The sequence below is a fragment of the Clostridium sp. 10cd* genome, from assembly GCF_044336395.1.
Lineage (GTDB): Bacteria > Bacillota_I > Bacilli_A > Erysipelotrichales > Erysipelotrichaceae > Clostridium_AQ > Clostridium_AQ innocuum.
In genome coordinates, this window is sequence record NZ_CP172347.1 from 3218984 (window position 1) to 3240481 (window position 21498).

Consider the following 21498-nt stretch of genomic DNA (forward strand, 5'->3'; position numbering starts at 1 on the left):
CATAATTTTCATAAATTCAATGAAATATTTTCATTTTTCATGATATAATATTCCATGTATACGAGAAAGGAAGGGAAGTTATGCCAACAATAACCGAGAAAATCATACAGAAGCATCTGGTAGAAGGGGTGATGGAGCGAGGAAAACCCATCGCAATCCGCATTGATCAGACACTGACACAGGATGCCACAGGAACCATGGCCTATCTGCAGCTGGAGGCGATGGGTGTGGATCAGGTCAAAACCGATCTGTCTATCAGCTATGTCGACCATAATACATTACAGAGCGGCTTTGAAAACGCCGATGATCACAAATATTTACAGACGGTGGCAATGAAGCACGGTGTTCGTTTTTCACGTCCCGGTAACGGAATCTGCCACCAGGTTCATCTGGAGCGCTTTGCAAAGCCGCAAGCTACCCTTTTGGGAAGTGATTCCCATACACCGACTGCGGGAGGCATGGGGGCTTTGGCTATTGGAGCCGGCGGTCTGGATGTTGCCTGTGCCATGGCCGGCATGCCGTTTCATCTCAACATGCCGAACATTATCAACGTTCGGTTACATGGTTCCCTGACAAAGGGTGTCAGCTCCAAGGATATCATTTTAAAGGTATTACAGATACTGAGTGTAAAAGGCGGTGTGGGGAATGTTATAGAATACAGCGGAGACGGTGTACGAAGTCTGAGTATCCCCCAGCGTGCCACCATTACCAATATGGGAGCTGAGCTCGGTGCAACGACCTCGATTTTTCCAAGTGATGAGGTTACACGGGAATTTTTAAAGAAACAGCACCGTGAGGATGCTTATGAGGAACTGAAAGCCGATGAGGATGCTGTTTATGATACCGTTATCGATATTGATCTGAACACACTGGAGCCGATGATCGCCATGCCGCATTCTCCGGACAATGTTCTTCCTATCAGCGAGGTGCTCGGTCTGAAGGTGGATCAGGTAGCCATCGGAAGCTGTACCAATTCCTCCTATATGGATATGATGAGCGTTGCCGGTATTCTGAAGAATAAAACCGTAGATCCAAATGTCAGTCTGGTTATTTCTCCGGGCTCCCGACAGGTACTGCATATGATTTCGCAAAACGGTGGTCTCTCCGATATGATTTCCGCAGGTGCCAGAATACTCGAATCCACCTGTGGTCCTTGTATCGGCATGGGACAGTCACCGATTACCAATGCACTTTCCCTGCGTACCTTTAACCGGAATTTCTACGGCAGAAGCGGTACCCTGAGTGCGAAGGTTTGTCTGGTTTCTCCGGAAACCGCAGCTGCAAGTGCACTGTACGGCTATATTGTTGATCCACGTACCGTGGAGTATGAGCTGCCACAGGAACCGGAAGTCTTTACCATTGACGATTCCATGATCATTGTTCCGGATGCAGAAACAGCTGCGGAAACAGAGGTTGTGCGCGGTCCCAATATCAAGCCACTGCCAATCAATACCCCATTGGAGGATCGCATTGACAAAAAGGTCATGATTAAGGTAGGTGACAATATCACCACCGATCACATTGCACCGGCAGGTGCAAAGGTGTTGCCTTACCGTTCCAATATTGAAAAAATCAGTGAATTCATCTTCATGAACGTAAAAGCAAGCTTCCATGATGACTGCCTCAAACACGGAGGAGGATTTATTATTGCAGGAGCCAATTATGGACAGGGAAGCTCCCGTGAGCATGCCGCATTAGCCCCAATGTATCTGGGAATCAAAGCGGTGATTGCCAAAAGCTTTGCACGGATCCACCGTGCCAACCTGATCAATTTCGGCATTATTCCGTTTACCTTCTGTAACGAGGAGGATTACGATACCATTGATGAACTGGATGAATTAACTATCACAAATTTGAAATCCCTTGCGGAGCATACACCGGTGGAGGTAATGAATATCACGAAAAACAAAAGCTTTCAGGTTTTCCATAGTCTGACACAGCGTGATATTGAAACCATACTGGCCGGAGGTACATTGAATCTGATTCGTCAGAATCAAAGCTAAACCAAATCAGCAGCTAATATGTACAGTCATATTTTAACTGCAATCAACAGGCGCAAGCTCTCCACCTACAGGGCTTGCGCCTTTAACATGCTGTCTTGTTTGCCTTTTCTCTCAGTTTTCATATGCTTTTATTATAATTTCTATTACAATAAAGGAAAGAAATGAAATAAATCGCAGGCGTGATTCGTTTACAGTACAGAAAGAAGGGATTCTTATGAAAAAAACAGTACGTATCCTATGTGTGCTTCTGCTTCTCACCGGCTGCTCCTCCCTGCAAAAGACAGCACCAAGCAAAACGGAAAAACCGCAGGAGCAGGCAAATCCAAAAATCGCAGCACCCGCTGATATCCACTATCCAAAAAGTCCTTCCATCGAGGATCATGATGCACAAATCGCCATAGTAGACGATAATCCTGTAGACGGTACCTTGCTGAGCGGCTATGCGGATTTCTCACAGGAAAGCTTTTCCGCAATCCTAAAGACCGCTTCCGATAATGTCAGCTATTCCCCGCTGAGCTTGTATTATCCGCTGATGATGACACTGCAGGCAAGTGAGGGACAGACAGCAGAGCAGCTGCAGACGCTGCTTCATGTTGACGGCAGGGATTCTGCAAAAAATATGGGGAATCTGTATCGCCGTTTATATACCGACAATGAAAGCGGACAGCTGAAAATTGCAAATTCCTTATGGATACAAAATTCATATCCGGTAAATAAAGACTTTATAGAAACCGCAAATAAGCAGTTTTATGCCGCTGCCTATGATGTGGATTTTTCACAGGCAAAGACTGCGGACCTTATGGCTGCGTGGATTCGTGAGCACACCAATGGAAATCTGTCCCCCTCTATAAGGACAAATGAATCCATGCGCATGGCGATTCTCAACGCAGTTTACTATAAAGCACGGTTTGATACTGAGTTCGATAAAAAGGATACAAAAAAGGATATCTTTTATGCACAGGATGGTAAGGTTGATACAGATTTCATGCATAAGGAGATGGGATCTCATTTCTTTATTGACAACAAGGACTATGCCGCCACTTCCCTGACATTGAGCAATTCCTCCAGCCTGACGCTGGTACTGCCAAAGGAAGGTAAGGATATCCGCAGAATGATGGAGCAAAAGGGATTTCTACAGGAATTACTGAAGGACGATACCGAGGGAGCAGATTTTGGTATCGTGAAGCTCTCTCTGCCAAAGTTCAAGGTTCATTCCAAGCTGCAGCTTGCGGATACCTTAAAAGCTATGGGTGTCACCTCTTTGTTTGATATAGCCGCAGAGTTAAATGGTATAACGAATGAAAAGCCCTTTTTTGTTTCAGATATCCAGCAGGAAACCAGCATTGCACTGAATGAGGAGGGGATTGAAGCAAGTGCATATACGATGATTGGTGCCACAGGTGCCGCTAATATGGAGCATCCTAAGGTTCTGGATTTGAACCTGAACCGCCCGTTTCTCTATGTGATTTCCACCCGTATGGATGGTGTTGAACTTCCGCTTTTTATCGGCGTATGCAGTAATCCTGCATCATAAATGATAAAAGCAGGTAAACTCTGCTGATGACACCGTATTTCCCATGCGGGTATCATAAAAGCCCAAAGCTGACAACAGGTCCATGCTTCACAATTCCACATATTCAAAATTATCATCCTGCTGTTTCACAGCCTTCTGCCTGTGCTGTATTCTCTTCGATATAACCAATCGCCTTAAGAATACACACATCGTAGATATATTATCCCTCCTTGTTTGTACCCATACATAGTACAGGTCCTTTTGCTTCCCTACAGCCGATAATGAAAAAAGCTGAAGCCTTTATTGCAGGTTCAGCTTTTTTCAAGTAAACTATTCAGCTTTTCGATCTGTCAGCTGTGCTTTTAAAGCATCATATGTACTACACTCCAAAATGCTGATGAGAGCATCCTCAACCTGTTGCGTAGTCAATGTATCCACCCAGGCATCATCCACGCCATACTTGTGTAGTAACAGTAATTTTAAGGAAGTTCTTTTACCTTCCTCCATTCCTGATTTTTTAGCTTCTGCTGTTTGCTCCCTCAGATTGGCCTGGACTGCGCGTTCGGCAAATTCTGCCGATTCCGCCCAGCTGAATAACTGATTATCTTCTTTCATTTCATTATATTTTTCCACTGCCACATCCACCATCCTTCTCTTCATGTTTAGTATAGCATCATCCGGATTATATGCAAGCACATAACAAAATGTTTCAAATTCTGTCAGATTTTTTATGCCTCCGACTTCCCTGATTCGCTGTTTGATCATCAGCAGGAATACGATAGCCCGATTCAGTGTGCCATTGGGTTCCTCCTGATTATCTTCATCCTTCACCTTATAGTGACGAATCATACGTCCTCCTGCTTTTGGCATCGAATTCATAAAAATAATCTGATAAAATGGCTTCAGCTTGATATAATCATTGCACTGCTTCAGCTGTCTGCCAACCAGGCGGTAGCCATACTGCTGAAATCGCAGCTGTTCTTCCTGTGTATAACCGGATACCTGCATTTCCAAATCATAAAAATGGCCTGCCTCATCCTCCAATACAACATCCAGTACAGCTCGTTTTCCGAAAAAGACTTCCGGCAGCAGTTCAGGGTTCAGCACTTTTGTTGTTTGAACCTTTAAACCGTAAATCTCTTCAATAATCCTCCTTCTCAGCAGCTCAGAGCCTGCATCCTCTCCAATCAGCATATACTTGAAAAAAACATCATTGTGAAAGGGAACCGGATATTCCTTTTCGCTCACTTTTCTCATAGGTAGTATCCTCCTTTTTCCTATATACACTTATATACGTATGAAAAGGACAAAACTCCTAAAATATATTGAAATTCGTTAAAAAAGTATAAGGTAAGACAGGAGGCATACTTGCACTGCCCGAAACCACCCTCTACCATATAGCTATTTTACCGGCATACAACACAACCGGCATTTTTCGATATAAGGATGGATGCGCAGCAGAATACCCATAATACCGGAATGTTCTGCCTTCCGGCTCCCTTTTTTGCATCTAATGCTTCCTGCTGATATCTTTCAGAGAATGAACAACTATGCTCATCCAAAGCCTCTCGTATGTTCATCATGTAAAAGACTGTGTTTGATTCACAGCTTTATACGGCTGGATGTCCCCTACTATACAAGAAAAAAGAGCAGTCTTCCCATAGCATGAAGTCGACCCTTCTTTATGATGCATTCCTTTGTGCTTCCTTATTTTTTCTTATGAAATTTCTGTTCGCTTTCCGGATCCTTGACAAATGCCAGGAACAGCATGCCCAGCAGCATCATCGGAATCAGACCGAGAATACCATATTGTGTTTCTCCGGTAATCATGATAATTGTAGATACCGCCATTGGCCCTAATATTGCCGAGAATTTGGAGAATACAGAGAAAAATCCAAAAAATTCATTGGAATCTGCTTTATCCGGAATCAGCTTGGCAAAGTAGGAACGGGAAACGGACTGGATACCGCCCTGAAACATACCAACCAGCAACGCCACCACCCAGATAAAAGACGGATAGGTCTTAATCAGGGATCCTGCCAGTACGACACCAACATAACCGATGATTCCGGCATAGATCATTTTCTTACTGCCTACATGCTCCACCAGCTTACCAAACAGAATGGAGAACGGACAGGCAACAATATTGATGACAATTACGACCACCAGACTCATGACATCACTGATTCCCATCTCTGTCGCAAGGGAAACCGCCATTTTGATAACCGTATTCACACAGTCAATATAGAAAAAGTAGGATATACAGAACAGAAAGATATTTTTATTCTTTTTAATATCACGGAATGTGTGATATAAATGAGAAAACGATTCCCGCACAACATGCGGTACCGGTTCGTGAAAATTTTTCTGCTTCACATGTTTCAGCATTGGACGCGAATATACAAGCCACCAAAGTACGGCCATTCCCATCGTAAGACCGCAGGCCATCCGATAACTCAGGGTAAAGGAACCAAGCACCAGATCACCGGTCTTCGGATCACCGAGAAGTGTTACCAGCGCAAAGGGTATCACGAAAATCAGAAACGGCAATACAGAGCCGATATAGCCCCATGCATAGCCGGCAGCACTCACCTTATCCACCCGTTCATCATCGCAGACATCCACGATAAAGGCATCGTAGAAAATAATGGAACCGTTATAGCCGAGCATAGCAATAATGAAAATTACAATCGCCGCACGGTAGTCGATGAATGGCAGGGCAAGGCCAAAGCCGCCAAAGATGCCCATAAACAGGAAGAACTTAAACATCTTCATTTTCTTATCCTTGTAATCCGCCATCGTTCCAAGCACCGGTGATATCACGGCCAGAATAATCGCATAGATTGCATTTGCCCAACCGACATACACACTGCTGTCACCGGGTGTAATTTTCGCAATCAGCAGCGGAAATATGACAGTACAGGTGGTCAGCACCTGCGCTGAATTTCCCACATCATATAAAATCCAGCTGGTTTCCTCTTTGGTAAAGCCAAGTTTTGTCAGAATTTTTGTGAACATATTATTCGTTCCTTTCTCTTCATAAAGACAGTGTAGCACAGGGATATTGTCTTGGGGATACGGATAACAAAAGCTTAACAATTTTCAACAGCAAGAAGCTGTGCCCGGATACAGCAGCCGTGGATCTCCACCACAGCATATCCGCTATGCGGAGTCCCATAGCATACAGAACCCGGATTGATCAAAACGACACCGTCAACCTCGGTAAAGCACTGATGATGCGTATGTCCGAAAAACAGCGTGTCACAACCCTTTCGTTTCGCGTAGGCTGCCAGCTTTCCATACAGGGTGCGCATGCACAGACCCATGATTTCATCGTTTGGAACATGGTGCATTGCGAGAACCTCCTGTACAGTTTCATCATCGAAGATATCACCATGCAGACAGATTGCCTTACGTCCCTCCAGCGTCAGCTTTACCTTTTTGGGGAGCCGTTGTGTGCGGTCATGATTGCCTTTCACAATGGTGCATTCATCGATTTCCCGTAACGGAAAGCCGACATCCCCCAGATGGATTTTCAAGTCTGCAGCTGCGTGCTCCTGCAAAATGCTTCTTGCAGTCTTTAACTCTCCATGTGTATCGGACATCAATAGAATTTTCATGTTGTACACCTTCATATCTGTTAGCTTTATTATAATATGATTCCCGAAGAATAGAAACAGAAAGTTTACAATTCAAGAAAAACAGCGGTTTCTCTCAAAATTGTGCAGTTGTCCGTAGGCATGCAGCCTTACCTTGCAAAGCCCTATATATCTTTTCCCTGTGATAGCGCAATACGCCTAGATAGGCGTTGCATCTTCACATATCTTATACTGAGATACAAAGATGATCTCAGAAAATAAAAGGAGGATTTCAATATGTATAACAATTGTGGATGTAACAGAGAATTTGGTTTCAATGATGGCTGCGGGTACAACCGTTCTGAATGGAACAGCGGATGTGGATGCAACAACGATTACTACAACGACAACGCTGCACTGTATGAAGCAGAATGTGTAGCACGTGCTGCTCTGCGTCGTAGAAACAGAGAAAACCGCTGTGCTCGTGAATTCGTTCGCTGTATGAAAAACGCCCGCTGCGGTTACTAGTCAGCTGGGCTTGAAAGGTCTGTGATCCGCAGGCCTTTTTTTATATGTAAATGACAACAGTGCAATATATGAAACCGACTGCCATTCGCAGGAAAGTGTATATAAATGAAATAAACACAGAAAGTAAATAAAATGAATATTCTCTGCCACCTGACGGTAAGGCCCGGCAATGCAAAAGCAATAAAAGAATCAGCCCGGGAAGAATCAAAATAAAGGCTGTTTCATTTGCAGACGCCTCGTATCACAGCTTGCGGTTTTTGTACCTTTATGCCATAATAAATAGCAGAAATAAAGGGAGGACAGCTTATGGAGCATAAAGGAACTACTGTCATTACATCAAAAAGACTGCTTCTGCGTCGTTTTGTCATAGAGGATGCAGAGGCGATGTTTCATAACTGGGCCAGTGATCCAGATGTATGCCGTTTTCTGACCTGGCCGCCGCATCCGGATGTCAATGTCACTCGTCGTATTCTTCAGAATTGGATTACAAGCTATGCACAGCCGAATTTCTATCAATGGGCCATTGCATTACAGGAACATCCGCATAATGTCATTGGCAGTATATCCGTTGTCGCTCAGAATGAGGAATTGGATCTGGTACATATCGGCTATTGCTTAGGAAAAGAATGGTGGCATCTGCATATCACCAGTGAAGCATTCACAGCCATCATTCCCTTTCTGTTTGAAGAGGTGAAGGCAAACCGCATAGAAACAAGGCACGATCCGGATAATCCGAATTCCGGAAGAGTCATGCGTTCCTGCGGACTTACCTATGAAGGGACGGCAAGAGAGGCAGACCGCAGCAACCGCGGTATCGTGGATGCCTGCAATTACAGCCTTCTGAAAAAAGAATATCCGCAATGGCTTCATGAAAGAGGCATCACATCCACAGCTTTCAGATAAAGACTTTTCACAGATACTCCCACATACTTGCATTTTCCGGATGTCTATGCTTCCGTATACAGGTTGCATATGCAAAAAACAGATAAAAAAAACCTTTCTTTCTTATCTGTCAATGGATAATTCACAGGCTGTAATATAATGAAAGAAGAAATAAGCTCCTGTATTATCAGAATTTATTTCTTCTTTTAATTTTAGCTTTTTATTTCTGCACCCTGCTGAGCAGAAATCAACCTTATCGACAGCAGCTCTTTTTCACGACATATGGAAAGGTATCAAATCATAGCATTCAGAATATCCTGAAGTGCCTGCTTTCCATCCATTTTCCCAAAGGTTTTCATATCGATGATATGTATGGGAATATCAAAGCAATTCAGCTTCTTTTTCATGGAATCCTTTAAGTAACGCATCTGCGGTGCAAGCCAGATGGCCTGCATGTGATATTCGAAGTGATAGCGGCGAATGAATTTTTCGTCAATGATTTCCGCAGAGCCGTAAGCAAGGACAAGATCATTTTCCCGCAGGGCATCCTCCAGATGATTTCCCAGCTCATGTATTTCTTCCACATAAATCTGTTCCCTGCAGCTTGCCTTTTGGATCTGCTTGCAAAACATACCGCTGGTATTTCCGGTCGCACAGCATACATAAACTAGCATACGGGTTCCTCCTTTAGAAAAGCTCGTATTTCTTTCAGAAAGGCATCTCTTTGATCAGTGAACACCTCATGCCCGCAATGCTCATAGAAACGCTTGATGATTGTTTTCCTTTCGCATGCGGCGAGTTCATCATACAGCGTCCTCCAGCTACAGACAGGATCGTCCTTCCCCTGCAGAATCAGCAGCGGCACTTCACAGGCATCAAACAGGCCGTGAAAGCTGTGTTGGAAAAACCAGGATGACATCGCGCAGATATGACGAAGAGATTTAGATGGATTGTCTGCACTGTAAATAAAGGCACGAAAATCCTCCATCGCAAACAAAGCCTCCGGTGTGGGCGGATCCTCTGCTTTTTGAGGCAGCTCCTTCATACGCACACGAAAAGCTGCGGACATGCGTTCAAACTGTTCCAGCAGCTGTGAACGGCTGAAGCTGATTGCTGGTGAGCTCAGAATACAGCCTGTCAGCTCCTGCGCAAACCGTTCCAGACACAGAGCAGCCAGACAGCCGCCAAAGGAGCCACCCCATACATACAGACGCTTTACACTCCAGCGTGATCTGGTATCCTGTATCACACGCAGGACATCATTTGTAAGTGTATCTATACACAGACCCTTTTTCAAATCATATGATGATGCACCGCTTCCCCGCTGATCAAAATGGATACAAAGGGCATCCTCCTCCAATGCACGAAACGCCGGCAGCTCCATAATCGCCTGTGCACCGCTGCCGGGTCCGCCATGCAGAAAAATAATCGCTGTGCCCCTGTCAAATCTACCACAGGCATACACCTGCAAAAGACAGTCCTTGCTTTGTATTTGATAACGTTCCATAGGTCCCTCCCACTCGTATAAGCTCATCATAGCATGCCGTAATCGCTTATGCAAGATGGAATGCGCATATTCGGTTAAGCGGTTACGCAAATACACTCCTATCCCCTTATGAATGACACCCCTTGACAGAATACGACAAAGGATATAAGATAACAGTGTTATGTGCAGGAGGTGAGAGAATGCAGCAGGAAACAACACGCGAAAGACTGCTGGAAAGCGCAAGCCGTGAATTTTTATCAAACGGCTATCAAAAAGCATCCCTGAGAACCATTTGCAGGAATGCCGGCGTTACCACAGGTGCCCTGTACTTTTTCTTCAAGGACAAATCGGCCTTGTTTCATGCCCTGGTCAAGGATGCCGCAGAAGCAGTCATGCAGATGCTTTACCAGCATACCAGCTTTGAGGAAGAGGTGTACAGCAATACCGACCAGCTCATGGATATGGAGCATGATATTCGCTTTGCTCAGGAGCTGATTTCCTTTTACTATGCACATGAAACGGCACTCGAGCTGCTGTTCAACTGTTCCTGGGGATCCGCATATCAGGATTTCACCGAGCAGATCATTGCTTACCTGGTCAAACGGAATACGAAAATCATCTCTGCGATGGTGAAGGACGATGACACGGTATTCAATGCGTGCACATTGCACTGGCTTTCCCAGATACAGGTCGAGGCATTTCTGCACATATTATCTCATCACTACTCTCAGGAACAGGCATTGCATCAGATTCGCATTGTCGTTACCTTTCTGCGGGGTGGATTCGAGGGTCTGTATCAACAGGCCGTCAAAAACTAGATCAGGGGAATACTCCCCTTTTCTTTTACCGCATAACATAACAGCGTTATGTTATGCCAGGCATATCAATAAAGGAGGAAGTTGTATGTATCTGCAGGCAAACAATGTAGAGAAGTTTTATGGAAACAAGGAAGCACGCGTTCAGGTTTTGAAGGGAATCAGCTGTGGCATTGAGCAGGGAGAAATCTGTGTACTGCTGGGGCCCTCCGGCTCTGGTAAATCCACTTTTTTAAATCTGATTGGCGGCATTGAACGCATTGATAAAGGAGAATTACTGATTGGCGGCAAGGACCTGGCAGGGATGCCGGATAAGGAGCTTGCCCTCTATCGGCGACATACGCTTGGCTTTGTCTTTCAATCCTACCATCTTGTCAGCAATCTGACGGTAAAGGAAAACATGGAATCCGGAGCATATCTCGGACGACATCCCAAATCCATTGAAGACCTGCTGGGGAGGCTGGGGCTGACACAGCATCGCAATAAGTATCCGAACCAGTTGTCCGGAGGTCAGCAGCAGCGCTGTGCCATCGGTAGGGCACTGGCGAAAAATCCGGAGCTTCTTCTATGTGATGAGCCGACGGGTGCTCTGGATTATCATACCTCCAGAGACATACTGCGACTGCTGGAGGAAATCAACCGCGATTTTCAAACAACCGTGATTCTTGTGACCCATAATGCGGCATTCGCCGCTATGGCACATCGTGTCCTGTGGCTGAAGGACGGCCGTATCATCCGAGTGCACTGCAATGCACAGCGTGTAACGGCTGATGCTCTGGAATGGTAGGTGATCGTGATGCGAAATCCCCTGCATAAGAGTTTAAAAAAAGAATTTCTTCGCAACCGCTCCCGTTATATTTCTCTTTCCCTTGTTTTGATCCTCATGATCGGTGTAGTAACCGGCTTTCTCAGCGTTGCCTACAGTGCCAAAGAGCTGCTGATCAAGGATCAGATCAGCAGTAAGGTGGAGGACGGACAGCTTGCCCTGCGGGATAGGATGGATGTAAAGACCAAAACAAAGCTGGAAGCACTCGGCTTAAAGGTGTACGAGCAATTTTATACAGAGCAGTCAGTCAGCAGGGATACCATGGTGCGCGTATACCGGAAACGCTTTGACATCAACCGTGCCACACTGCATGAGGGCCGTATGCCGAACAAACAAACGGAAATCGCTCTGGACCGCCTTTTTGCATTGAAAAACGGCTATAACATCCGGGATACGATACGCATGTCAGGCAAAAGCATGACCATCACCGGACTGATTTCAGTCCCCGATTATACCTCTCTGATTCAGAAAAACAGCGATATGATGATGGATCCCATCCATTTCGGTATCGCGATTGTCACAGATACCGGTTTTCAGACTCTGTCCACTGATCGTATAGTTTACAGCTACAGCTATTATTTGGATGATCGAGAGCTGAATGATTTTCAAAAACAAAAACGTGCCGATGATATACAGGAAATTTGTATCAGGGAGGGGGCAGTGCTGGAAAATCTATTAACTGCACAGATGAATCAGGCCATTTCCTTTTTGCCAAATGATATGGGAAGCGATATTCCGATGGTTCAGACACTGCTGTACATCATCCTGATGATTCTGGCTTTCATTTTCGTCGTCATATCACAAACAATGATAGAGGAACAGGCATCCGTTATCGGTACACTGCTAGCCAGCGGTTATACCAGACGGGAGCTACTTCAGCATTATATGATGCTACCAACAATACTTATCATCGTATCTGCAGGTATCGGTAACCTTATAGGCTATACACTGTTCCCAAACCTGTTTACAGACATGTATTACAGCAATTACTGTCTGCCGCCGCTCTCCATACAGCCTGTCTGGGAAGCACTGCTGTCCACTACCGTTATGCCGTTTATTTTCATGATGCTGATTCTGTATGTGCTTCTGAAGCGCAGACTGCGTCTATCCCCGCTTCGCTTTTTGCGAAAAGATCTGCGCAGGCATCGGCAGCGCCGCTATATCCCCCTGCACGGCAGCTCATTTTTTCAGCGCTTTCGCATTCGGATCATCCTGCAAAATAAGGGCAGCTATCTCGTTTTGTTTCTCGGTATCATCTTTGCCAGCTTTCTCTTAATGTTCGCTCTCATCCTGACCCCATCCATGGAACAGTATATCAGGAACCTGGAGGCAGACACCCGCTGTGATTATCAGTATCTTTTGAAAGCACCGGTGCAGGCGGACGGAGAAAAGGTGACGCTGACCTCACTGAAGGCCTATTATGTGGGGGGGTGACCTCGATCTGGATGTGACCCTGTACGGACTCGGGCCGAATTCCGGCTATTACACGGATATGACACTTTCATCAGACCCCAAAAGCATTGTTATTTCTTCTGATTTCGCATCCAAGATGTCATTGCAGGTTGGCGATGCAATCACTCTCCGCAATCCCTACCGTGATAAAGCCTATTCCTTCACCATTCAGGACATCTATCCATATAATGCCGGTTTCTCTGCTTATATGCCAAGAAATCAGCTGAATCAGCTATTGCATGAGGACCATACCTATTTCAACGGCTACCTTTCCAATCAACCGCTGGATATCGAGGAAGCATATGTCCAAAGCGTAGTAACGCGCAGTGATCTCGTGAAAATCAATGAACAGATGACGCAAGCCTTTTCCCAGCTGCTTCCCGTTTTGACCTCGGTATCCATTGCGATTTATCTGGTGGTATTGTATATCCTCACCCGGCTTGTCATTGACCGCAATGCCATTTCCATGTCCTTTCTGAAGGTTATGGGCTATACAGCGAAAGAGATTCGCAGTCTGTATCTGCATGCCACCACCCTTGTTGTGCTCGCATCCCTTACAGCGGCTCTCCCCTTATGCAATATTGCTCTGCGCTATCTTATGAAATTTGCCTTTATGAAATTCACAGGCAATCTGAGCGTCTATATCCCGGGTTACGTGTATTTTCTGGTATTTGTCACCGGAGGAGTCGCATATCTGTTCATAAAAGCTCTGTTGACAAGGCGAATTGAGCAGATGGAACTTGGTTACGCCTTAAAAGAGGATGCATGATTCACGCACGGATATCGTAAAGGGTTCCTCAGGCTGTTCTACAGCTTATAGTCACAGGCAGGATTCCATAAGCACCGCTTTGGCGTTCGGCTTGCTTCCATTGAATCCTCCAATGCGAAATTTTGACAGGTAAACATATATTTTTGAAGCCGTCATTCAGTATATAAAAAAATAGCATCAAAAGAAAAGGGGGCATCGCTTTTTGCGTTGTACCCCTTTCTATTAGCATAGCCCGATTTCCATATTCCCTGCTAGATCCAATTCATCAACGTACATGTGATTGCAGTCCTCTTCATCTACCTGTATCCGGAGTATGGGATATGTGATTTTCGATTTGCGATCAAAAGCAGACACTGTCGACAGTTCAAACACAGCGGTAACAAGGCAGCTACTATCTGTATGACTGCCTGCAAGCCTGCGCTTCCTAAGCACAGATAGGAAACAGTTTCTAACCATCACGACAGCAAGCCTATCACGCAGCTTTACTCTTCCATCCTACAAAATCAATACAGCGGATATGAAAAAAACGCTGATACAGTGTGTTGCTTTCTGCCTGTCTGTTTGCTTTCAACGATATTCTATGATACAATTTCCATACGGAAAACATTACATACAACGCTTTAAAATCATCAAATCACAGCAGTATACAACACCTGGGTTCAGATTACGGATTCAGGAAGTGAGGAGCGCAAGATGAATAGCAAACACTTGGGAATGGGCATTCTGATAGCTGCACTTTTTCTGACCGGCTGCGGCAGACAGAAAATCACATCATATGAGCCGGATACAACACATGCGTCATTACCGGAAACAAAGCTGACATTTTTCGGTTATAAATATGAAGCAATCAATGTCACAGCGATTGAAGACAGCCTGCGTGACTTTATGCAGGAGAACGAGCATATCTCCATCACCTATGAAGGCATTAAGGGTGTGGATTACTACGAAGTGCTTGATAAACGGATCAGCACCAAAAACGGTGACGATATCTTCATGGTTGATCAGGCCTCTATGCTTGATTTGCAAAAAAAGGGCGTTCTGGCAGATCTGTCCGACCTTTCAACAATCTATGATTTCAGTGATCTTGTGAGAAATCAAATGAATGCAAACGACACCCTGCAGTATGTTCCAACCTCCATATCGGCTTTCGGTCTGTATTGCAATGAGGACCTCTTAAAGAAGCATAAGCAGAAAATACCAAAGAATCTGCAGGAATTTATGGATGTCTGTGCCTATTTCAAAAATAAAGGAATCACCCCCATCGTGGCGAACAATGATATTTCCTTAAAGACCATCATTCTGGCAAAGGGACTGTATCCCGTGTATCAGCAACAGGATAAGGATGCGGCTATGGAGCAGTTCAATACCGGGGAACGCGATCTTGCTAAGACACTGGAGCCCGGCTTTGCACTGGTGGAGGAAATGATTCAGCGTGGCTATGTCGATGCCGATGAGGCTCTTAAAACAGAAAAGACCAAGGATGATCTGATTCTGTTTGCCAAAGGAGAACAGCCGTTTATGCTGACCGGTGCTTGGGCTGCTCCACGTCTGCGCGACCTGCAACCGAAGTTCACCTTTTCCATACATCCTTATCCCATTCTCGAAGATGGCTGTGCAATGGTGATCAATATTGATACCCGCATCAGTGTCAATGCGAACAGTCCGCATGTGAAGGAAGCAAAGCAGTTTGTGGAGTATCTGACACAGAAGGATGTCCTATGGAAATTTGTAAACAGCCAAAGCTCCTTCAGTCCCTTAAAGGATGAACAGATGGCGCAGGACATTGCCATACAGCCTATGGAGCCGTATCTCACCAACGGCAGAAGTGTGATCGGTGCCGATGACAATCTGATCTATCCCATCTGGAACCTCACCCGTGAGAGTACACAAAAGCTGTTAAAAAAGGAAGAACGGGCTTCTGTTCTCGCAGACCTTCGAAAACAGCTTGCACAGATACGAAAGGAAAACAGCCATGAAGACAATAACTAAACGCTCTTTCTTTATCCTGTTCTCCATTGTATCTGCCACTGGTATCATACTGGCAGCCATTGCCTTTGTAACAAATGTAAAATCTTTACTCTGGGAGAAGTCTGTGACAGATATCATCGAAGTCACACAGCAGGGCTCTCATGCACTGGATACCTATATAGAAAAAGATTACGATACCCTGCATCTGTTTGTGCGGGAGCTGCAGAAAACCAGTGCAGCTGATAAAAATTCCATTCAGGAAATCGTCAGTGTATTCAATGAAGACGGCACCTCCTTTTACTGCAGCGACCTGTCCAGCGGAATCACCTACTCCAATCTTCCGGAAAAGATACCGCGCATGACAAAGGAGCAGAGAAAGATGTATGCCAAAATGAGTGGAAGCAGTATACGCGATCCGTTTCTCGACGGCTATACCGGTGTAAAAACGATCGGTGTGTTTGAACGCTTTACCTTTCGGGATGGTACACAGGGAATTGCACAGAAAACCAGACCGCTGACTTCCATGACCGAACGCTTCTCCCTCTCTTTTTTCAATCAGACCGGATTTTCGTATGTAGTGAATCAAAATGGTGATGTCCTGATTCGCTCGCTGCATAAGGACAGCAACCGCACCTTCCAGAATCTGTTTGACATCATTGATTTGCAGGGAAATGACGAAGAACAGCTGAATTTCTTCAAACAGCGCTTAAAGGAATCAAAAACGGGGGCGGCTCAGTTCCGCTATCAGGGGGAGGAATATATATTTTGTTATGTACCCTTGTATAACGGCGATAACTGGAATATTGTGTCCATCATTCCCAACCGCATCATCATGCAGCAGGCCAACAGTATTATCAAACAGACAATTGCATTGTGTCTGTTCATAATGCTGGTTCTGGCTGCGTTTGGCTATCTGTATCACAGAAATCGTAAAAAGCATCAGAAGGAAATCGAAAAGCTTGCCTTCTATGACAATCTCACCGGCTTATATCGCTATGAGAAGTTTCTACTGGACGGACAGCTGATTCTGGAGAAAAAAGAACAGCCGGTTGCTGTTCTGTATCTGGATATTATGGGCTTTAAGCTTTTAAACGATATGGAGGGCTATGGCTATGGGGATCGTGTGCTGCTGTTTGTTGCGGATATTTTACGCTCTGTGGCAAAGCAGCAGGATATCTGCTGCCGTATCTCCGGCGATGATTTCATCCTGCTTACCCCTTATGCAAAGAAAGAGGAAATCACAGAAACATGCAGGCAGATTCTTACGCTTTCCGCCACAGGTGTGGACAACAGGCATGACATCCCTATCCGTATCGGTATCTGTTTACAGGAGGATGCCGACATTGACAGCACCATCAGCACGCTGGTGGATCGGGCCCGTATGGCTCAGACAGGGATTCATGATGATTCCACCGCTGCATGGCAGTTCTATAATGAGGAGATGCGCGAGATTCTGCTACGGGATGCCGAGATGGAACAGCATATGGAACAGGCCCTAAGGGACGGGGAATTCCTGCATGTCATTCAGCCGAAATACGCATTGGACGGCAGTCAGATTCTGGGAGGAGAAGCACTACTTCGCTGGCAGCGCAAGGGACACGGCTTTACCAGTCCCGGAGAATTCATTCCCTTGTTTGAACGAAACGGCTTCATCCGCAAGCTGGACACGTATGTTTTTATATCCGTCTGCCAGACCATTCAGAAACGGCTCGCGCAAGGAAAAGCAGTTGTTCCGATTTCTGTTAATGTATCCCGTATCCATTTATATCAGGAGGATTTTGCTGATTCCTATATTGCGATCAAGAATCAATATCACATACCGGACGGCATCATAGAGCTGGAGCTTACCGAGAATATCCTGTTAAAGAACACAAGGGAGATATTCACCATTCTGGAAAAGCTTCGCTCTCACGGCTTCTGCTGCTCCATTGATGACTTCGGCTCCGGCTATTCCTCCTTAAATGCGTTAAAGGATCTTCCGGTGGATGTAGTAAAGCTGGACAGGGTATTCTTTGATCAAAGCAGTCATGTGGAGCGCAACAAAACAATTTTAAAAAGCATGATCAGCATGGCCAAGGAACTGGATATGAAGGTTGTTGCGGAGGGCATTGAGTGTACGCAGCAGCTGGATATGCTGCAGGATACCGGCTGTGATATGGTACAGGGCTTCATCTATGCAAAGCCATGCAGTGAGGAGGATTTCTATCATCGGGTGGAAACAGAATAAAGCTGCAGCGGCAGAAATTTATCCTAAGGAAATAAAAAGAGACTTCTATTCAATGGAGCTATGCTGCAATCTGCTGATCAGATGCAGTGTTGACCAAAGATTTGAAATCTCTTTTTCTTATCAACAGGCAGGAAGAAGGACATACACATCAAATTAGAATGAAAGAACTCAAACATAGAGAGAATGATGTACATAACAACAGTACCCATTGTAATTTTGTTTTTCATGATGTAAACAGGCTGAATAATAATTGTATGAATGCACTTTTTAGGGATTATAAGCTTTTATGATACATGTGCCTGAAATCACAGTCGTACAGCAGCTATGCATCCGGCATGTAGTCAGAAAGGGCAATACAGCCGGTAGTCCCCGTGACTTATATACTGCATCATGCAGCTACTCCACACTATGAAACTGCTCCAGCCATGCGGTATACTCAGCTGCAGGATGTGGACGGGCATAATAATAGCCCTGTACCATATCACAGGTTGTCGTGCGAAGAAAATCCAGCTGTTCCTCGGTTTCAATCCCCTCTGCAACAACTTGTATGTGCAGCCGGTGAGCCAGCTCAATCAGACAGCATAGAATATCCTGTGCTTTCTTTTGTGCAATGTCCTCAAAAAAGATACGATCCAGCTTAATGGCATCCACATCAAAGCTTTTCAATAAGCCCAGAGAAGAAAATCCGGAACCAAAATCATCCAGAGAGCAGCGAAAGCCCAGCTGATGCATCCGGAATACTGCCTGCTTTACCAATGCAATCTGTTCCTCATTGAAAAAAACAGACTCTGTCAGCTCCAGCTCAATCTGTCCGTCTGCTATGCCATAGCGTTCTTTGATTTCTGCATATTCCTCAAGGAAAGCGGGGTTCTGGAAATGCCGGCGGGATATATTGATTGAAATCATGAGCTTCTCTTTTTTCGCTGCATTGCGTGTCTGCAGGTATCTGCACACCTCCTCAAACATGTAACGGTCCAATTCCATGATATATCCGTTTTTTTCAAAGACAGGAATAAATGCAGAAGGACAGATGTTTCCGAAACGGGGATGATGCCAGCGAACAAGTGCCTCGCATGGGTGCATTGATTTGTTTTCAGCGTTACCTTGGGCTGTAAATACAGTTGAAACTCATGCTGCCGCAACGAGCTTGCAAACAGGCTGTTCAACAATTCCTCGCGCCGGACAGCTTCCATCAGGGCAGCATCATAGAAAACGCAGCCCTTTCCGCTTACATACTGACGCAGTGCAAGCTTAGCGCGATTTATCAGCAAATCAACATCCTTTTGTGTGCCGTCAACGAGACAGGCGCCCTGCCGCAAGCGGATAATCGACTGCAGATTTTCAGTTTGCTTATGAATATCTTTCTGTATTTCATCAATTCGATTTTGAAGCAGGGACGTATCCTGTGTGAGAAGAAAGAGAAAAAATGAATCGCCTTCTTCTCTTGCCATAAATTCATTGGCGTCAAGATGCTGGCACAATACCTTATACACCTGACACAGCACCTCATCTCCCAACTGCATTCCATAGCGGTGATTGATCCGCTGGAAATGCTCGATATTTAACAGCACCAGAGTAGCTGCAATGGCCGGCTTCTTATCCAGCAGCCGCTTTACTCTGTTCTGAAATTGAATCGGCTTCATCCCCTTTGTTAACGGATCATGCAGGAATATGCCAGTCCAGGCCCCGCGGTTCGCCAGATACGCTCCCGCCAGAAATGCCAGAATCAGCAGCAGGAGCATGAACAGCAGGACAGAAGCACACTGCAGATCATCCGGTATGAGTTCCATGTGACGCATAGCGCAGCCTCCCTATTCTTTCAGCAAAATTTTATCATGCCCCTTCGAAAAGACAACGATAAATTTGTGTACATATACATATAGTATGACCAAAAAAACATGTTAAAATAAGAATGAGGTGTCATGTATGCAAAGAAAGGAAACTCTTTTTGAATATCTGTATCACAGTCTGCGGGAGGAAATCATCAGTGGAAGAATCCCCTTCGGCTCCACACTGCCCTCTATTATGAGACTGAGTGAGCTGTATCATGTGGGAGTCCGGGATGTATTGGTACGGCTGAAGCAGGAGGGCTACATAAAAACGGAAGAACGAAAACCGATGATCGTCATATATCGGCAGGATCAAAGAAAGCAGAAATCTGCGGCCATCAGGTATATTGTAGAAAATCAGCACTCTTTACGGGATGTATATGCTACTATGACGCTGATCATGCCGCGTATTCTTTCCTTCTCTGTCCAGGTGTGCAGCGATTATGCATTGCACCGGCTGGAGGAAAAGGTAAAGGAAGCTTCAGCGAAAAATGCAGCGTTTCGATGGAAGACAAATCTGAAATTTTTCTATGCCCTGCTGGATCAGACCCGCAATATGTTTTTTCGGGATTTGTTCTCCAGCCTTGAGCTGTATGCACGGCCAACCTTCTTCTTTCAGGAAAAGCAGTTTTCAAACCTACAAAACAGCTTCCAGTTTCAGAATATTCTATGGGTACAGGAAGCCATGTACAGCCGGCAGCTGACAGAAAGCATGAACAGACTCACTCGGATGTATGCTGCTGTACAGAAAACAGTTGAGCTGCAGATACAAGAACTGTGCAGGCAGAGCCCGCACATTAAGCAAACAGAAAAGCCCTTTTTATGGCATTCCGATCGTGGGCGCGATCATCTGCATGTTCAGATTACAAGGGACCTGATTGATAAAATCGGCACCGGAAAGCTTGCAGTGGGAACACGGCTCCCTTCAGAAGCAGAGCTGGCTTCGCAATACAGGGTAAGTGTTGCTACGATTCGCAAGGCACTTGCATCGCTGAATGAGCTTGGCTATGCAAAAACGCAGAATGTCAAAGGAACTACCGTCTGTATGCAGGATGGGGATACTGCCGCAAAATGCATGCAGATCAAGGTTTATCGGGAAGATACTCTGCGCTATCTCAGTGGTCTGCAGCTCATGATTCTGCTTATGAAGCCGGCAGCCAGTTCAGCATTCCCTTTCATTTCCGCAAAGGCACTGCTTCAGCTGCAATGTGATTTACAGGATAAAAACAGGATTCCTCTGGATTGTCTGACGGCACTCGTACGACGGTATGTTCCTTCAAAAACTCTGCAGACGCTTATGACGGAGCTCGGCAAGATCTTGTGCTGGGGCTATTATTACTCCTTCTATCCCCAAAAACAGCATGGCTCTACGGTATTAAACCGAAAAAGCATGGAAGCTGTTAAATATCTGCTGGAGGGAAATCAGGAGGCGTTTTCCAGACAGCTGTGCATATGCTATGCCCATATTCTGGATGTCGTTCGCTCGAACATGATCGATTTGAAGCTCTTTGAGGCCTCTTATATGATAACTCCTAAGGAGCCCTTTCTATAGAAAAGGGGCTGTGACGAGTAAGAGAAATTAGTGTTTCTCTGAAAATCACAGCCTTTTTTATTATGATTTT

17 protein-coding genes and 1 pseudogene are annotated in these 21498 nt (G+C 45.3%); 11 read left to right on the forward strand and 7 right to left on the reverse strand.

The window, feature by feature from the left end; translation table 11 throughout:
* Positions 1-80: 80 nt before the first annotated feature.
* Positions 81-2003: an aconitate hydratase gene (locus tag ACG3M1_RS16070; RefSeq protein WP_009270805.1), complete on the forward strand. Its 1923-nt coding sequence runs from the start codon at positions 81-83 to the stop codon at positions 2001-2003.
* A 214-nt stretch (positions 2004-2217) separates the two neighbouring features.
* Positions 2218-3537 carry a serpin family protein gene (locus ACG3M1_RS16075; protein ID WP_257339877.1) on the forward strand — a complete coding sequence of 440 codons (1320 nt, stop codon included), beginning with the start codon at positions 2218-2220 and terminating at the stop codon, positions 3535-3537.
* A gap of 309 nt (positions 3538-3846) precedes the next feature.
* Here the strand turns inward: ACG3M1_RS16075 and ACG3M1_RS16080 are convergent, their stop codons facing one another.
* From ACG3M1_RS16080 to ACG3M1_RS16090, 3 genes are all read right to left on the reverse strand, one after another.
* A complete protein-coding gene (locus tag ACG3M1_RS16080) occupies positions 3847-4773 on the reverse strand; it encodes a PD-(D/E)XK nuclease family transposase (RefSeq protein ID WP_008817820.1) in 927 nt (308 codons plus the stop codon).
* A gap of 450 nt (positions 4774-5223) precedes the next feature.
* Positions 5224-6534 (reverse strand): MFS transporter, encoded by a 1311-nt coding sequence (locus ACG3M1_RS16085; RefSeq protein WP_008817821.1) that lies wholly within the window; start codon positions 6532-6534, stop codon positions 5224-5226.
* Positions 6535-6608: 74 nt separating this feature from the next.
* Positions 6609-7136, reverse strand: coding sequence for a metallophosphoesterase family protein (locus ACG3M1_RS16090; protein ID WP_009270808.1), 528 nt, complete (start codon positions 7134-7136; stop codon positions 6609-6611).
* A 255-nt stretch (positions 7137-7391) separates the two neighbouring features.
* Between ACG3M1_RS16090 and ACG3M1_RS16095 the strand changes: the two genes are divergently transcribed.
* Together ACG3M1_RS16095 and ACG3M1_RS16100 are read left to right on the forward strand one after the other, a co-directional pair.
* Entirely contained in the window at positions 7392-7622 is a 231-nt protein-coding gene (locus ACG3M1_RS16095; RefSeq protein WP_008817823.1) for a hypothetical protein, read from the forward strand.
* 306 nt (positions 7623-7928) lie between these two features.
* Positions 7929-8525, forward strand: a complete 597-nt coding sequence (locus ACG3M1_RS16100; protein ID WP_008817824.1) for a GNAT family N-acetyltransferase — start codon at positions 7929-7931, stop codon at positions 8523-8525.
* A 272-nt stretch (positions 8526-8797) separates the two neighbouring features.
* Here the strand turns inward: ACG3M1_RS16100 and ACG3M1_RS16105 are convergent, their stop codons facing one another.
* Positions 8798-9178: a PTS sugar transporter subunit IIB gene (locus ACG3M1_RS16105; RefSeq protein ID WP_009588245.1), complete on the reverse strand. Its 381-nt coding sequence runs from the start codon at positions 9176-9178 to the stop codon at positions 8798-8800.
* Positions 9172-10011 carry an alpha/beta fold hydrolase gene (locus ACG3M1_RS16110; RefSeq protein WP_009588240.1) on the reverse strand — a complete coding sequence of 280 codons (840 nt, stop codon included), beginning with the start codon at positions 10009-10011 and terminating at the stop codon, positions 9172-9174. Before ACG3M1_RS16110 ends, ACG3M1_RS16105 begins: the two co-directional genes overlap by 7 nt.
* A gap of 179 nt (positions 10012-10190) precedes the next feature.
* Between ACG3M1_RS16110 and ACG3M1_RS16115 the strand changes: the two genes are divergently transcribed.
* The 6 genes from ACG3M1_RS16115 (at position 10191) to ACG3M1_RS16140 (ending at position 18047) form a co-directional block, all read left to right on the forward strand.
* Positions 10191-10808 (forward strand): TetR/AcrR family transcriptional regulator, encoded by a 618-nt coding sequence (locus ACG3M1_RS16115; RefSeq protein ID WP_008817827.1) that lies wholly within the window; start codon positions 10191-10193, stop codon positions 10806-10808.
* Between the two features lie 85 nt (positions 10809-10893).
* The gene (locus tag ACG3M1_RS16120) at positions 10894-11592 is read left to right on the forward strand and encodes an ABC transporter ATP-binding protein (protein ID WP_074748689.1); all 699 of its coding nucleotides are present in this window, start codon (positions 10894-10896) and stop codon (positions 11590-11592) included.
* Between the two features lie 9 nt (positions 11593-11601).
* Positions 11602-13065 carry an FtsX-like permease family protein gene (locus tag ACG3M1_RS16125; protein WP_395814312.1) on the forward strand — a complete coding sequence of 488 codons (1464 nt, stop codon included), beginning with the start codon at positions 11602-11604 and terminating at the stop codon, positions 13063-13065.
* Positions 13052-13852: an ABC transporter permease gene (locus ACG3M1_RS16130; RefSeq protein WP_395814315.1), complete on the forward strand. Its 801-nt coding sequence runs from the start codon at positions 13052-13054 to the stop codon at positions 13850-13852. The genes ACG3M1_RS16125 and ACG3M1_RS16130 overlap by 14 nt, the downstream gene beginning before the upstream one ends.
* Before the next feature lie 693 nt (positions 13853-14545).
* Positions 14546-15841, forward strand: a complete 1296-nt coding sequence (locus tag ACG3M1_RS16135) for an ABC transporter substrate-binding protein (RefSeq protein WP_009270812.1) — start codon at positions 14546-14548, stop codon at positions 15839-15841.
* Positions 15825-18047 (forward strand): EAL domain-containing protein, encoded by a 2223-nt coding sequence (locus ACG3M1_RS16140; RefSeq protein WP_008817831.1) that lies wholly within the window; start codon positions 15825-15827, stop codon positions 18045-18047. Before ACG3M1_RS16135 ends, ACG3M1_RS16140 begins: the two co-directional genes overlap by 17 nt.
* A gap of 396 nt (positions 18048-18443) precedes the next feature.
* Here the strand turns inward: ACG3M1_RS16140 and ACG3M1_RS16145 are convergent, their stop codons facing one another.
* Entirely contained in the window at positions 18444-19130 is a 687-nt protein-coding gene (locus ACG3M1_RS16145; RefSeq protein WP_395814318.1) for an EAL domain-containing protein, read from the reverse strand.
* A 212-nt stretch (positions 19131-19342) separates the two neighbouring features.
* Positions 19343-19846 (reverse strand): annotated as a pseudogene (locus ACG3M1_RS16150) (diguanylate cyclase domain-containing protein); the annotation flags it as partial.
* 127 nt (positions 19847-19973) lie between these two features.
* On the opposite strand from ACG3M1_RS16150, the gene ACG3M1_RS16155 reads away from it, so the two are divergent.
* Positions 19974-21428 carry a GntR family transcriptional regulator gene (locus ACG3M1_RS16155; protein ID WP_395814322.1) on the forward strand — a complete coding sequence of 485 codons (1455 nt, stop codon included), beginning with the start codon at positions 19974-19976 and terminating at the stop codon, positions 21426-21428.
* The last annotated feature ends 70 nt before the right edge of the window (positions 21429-21498 follow it).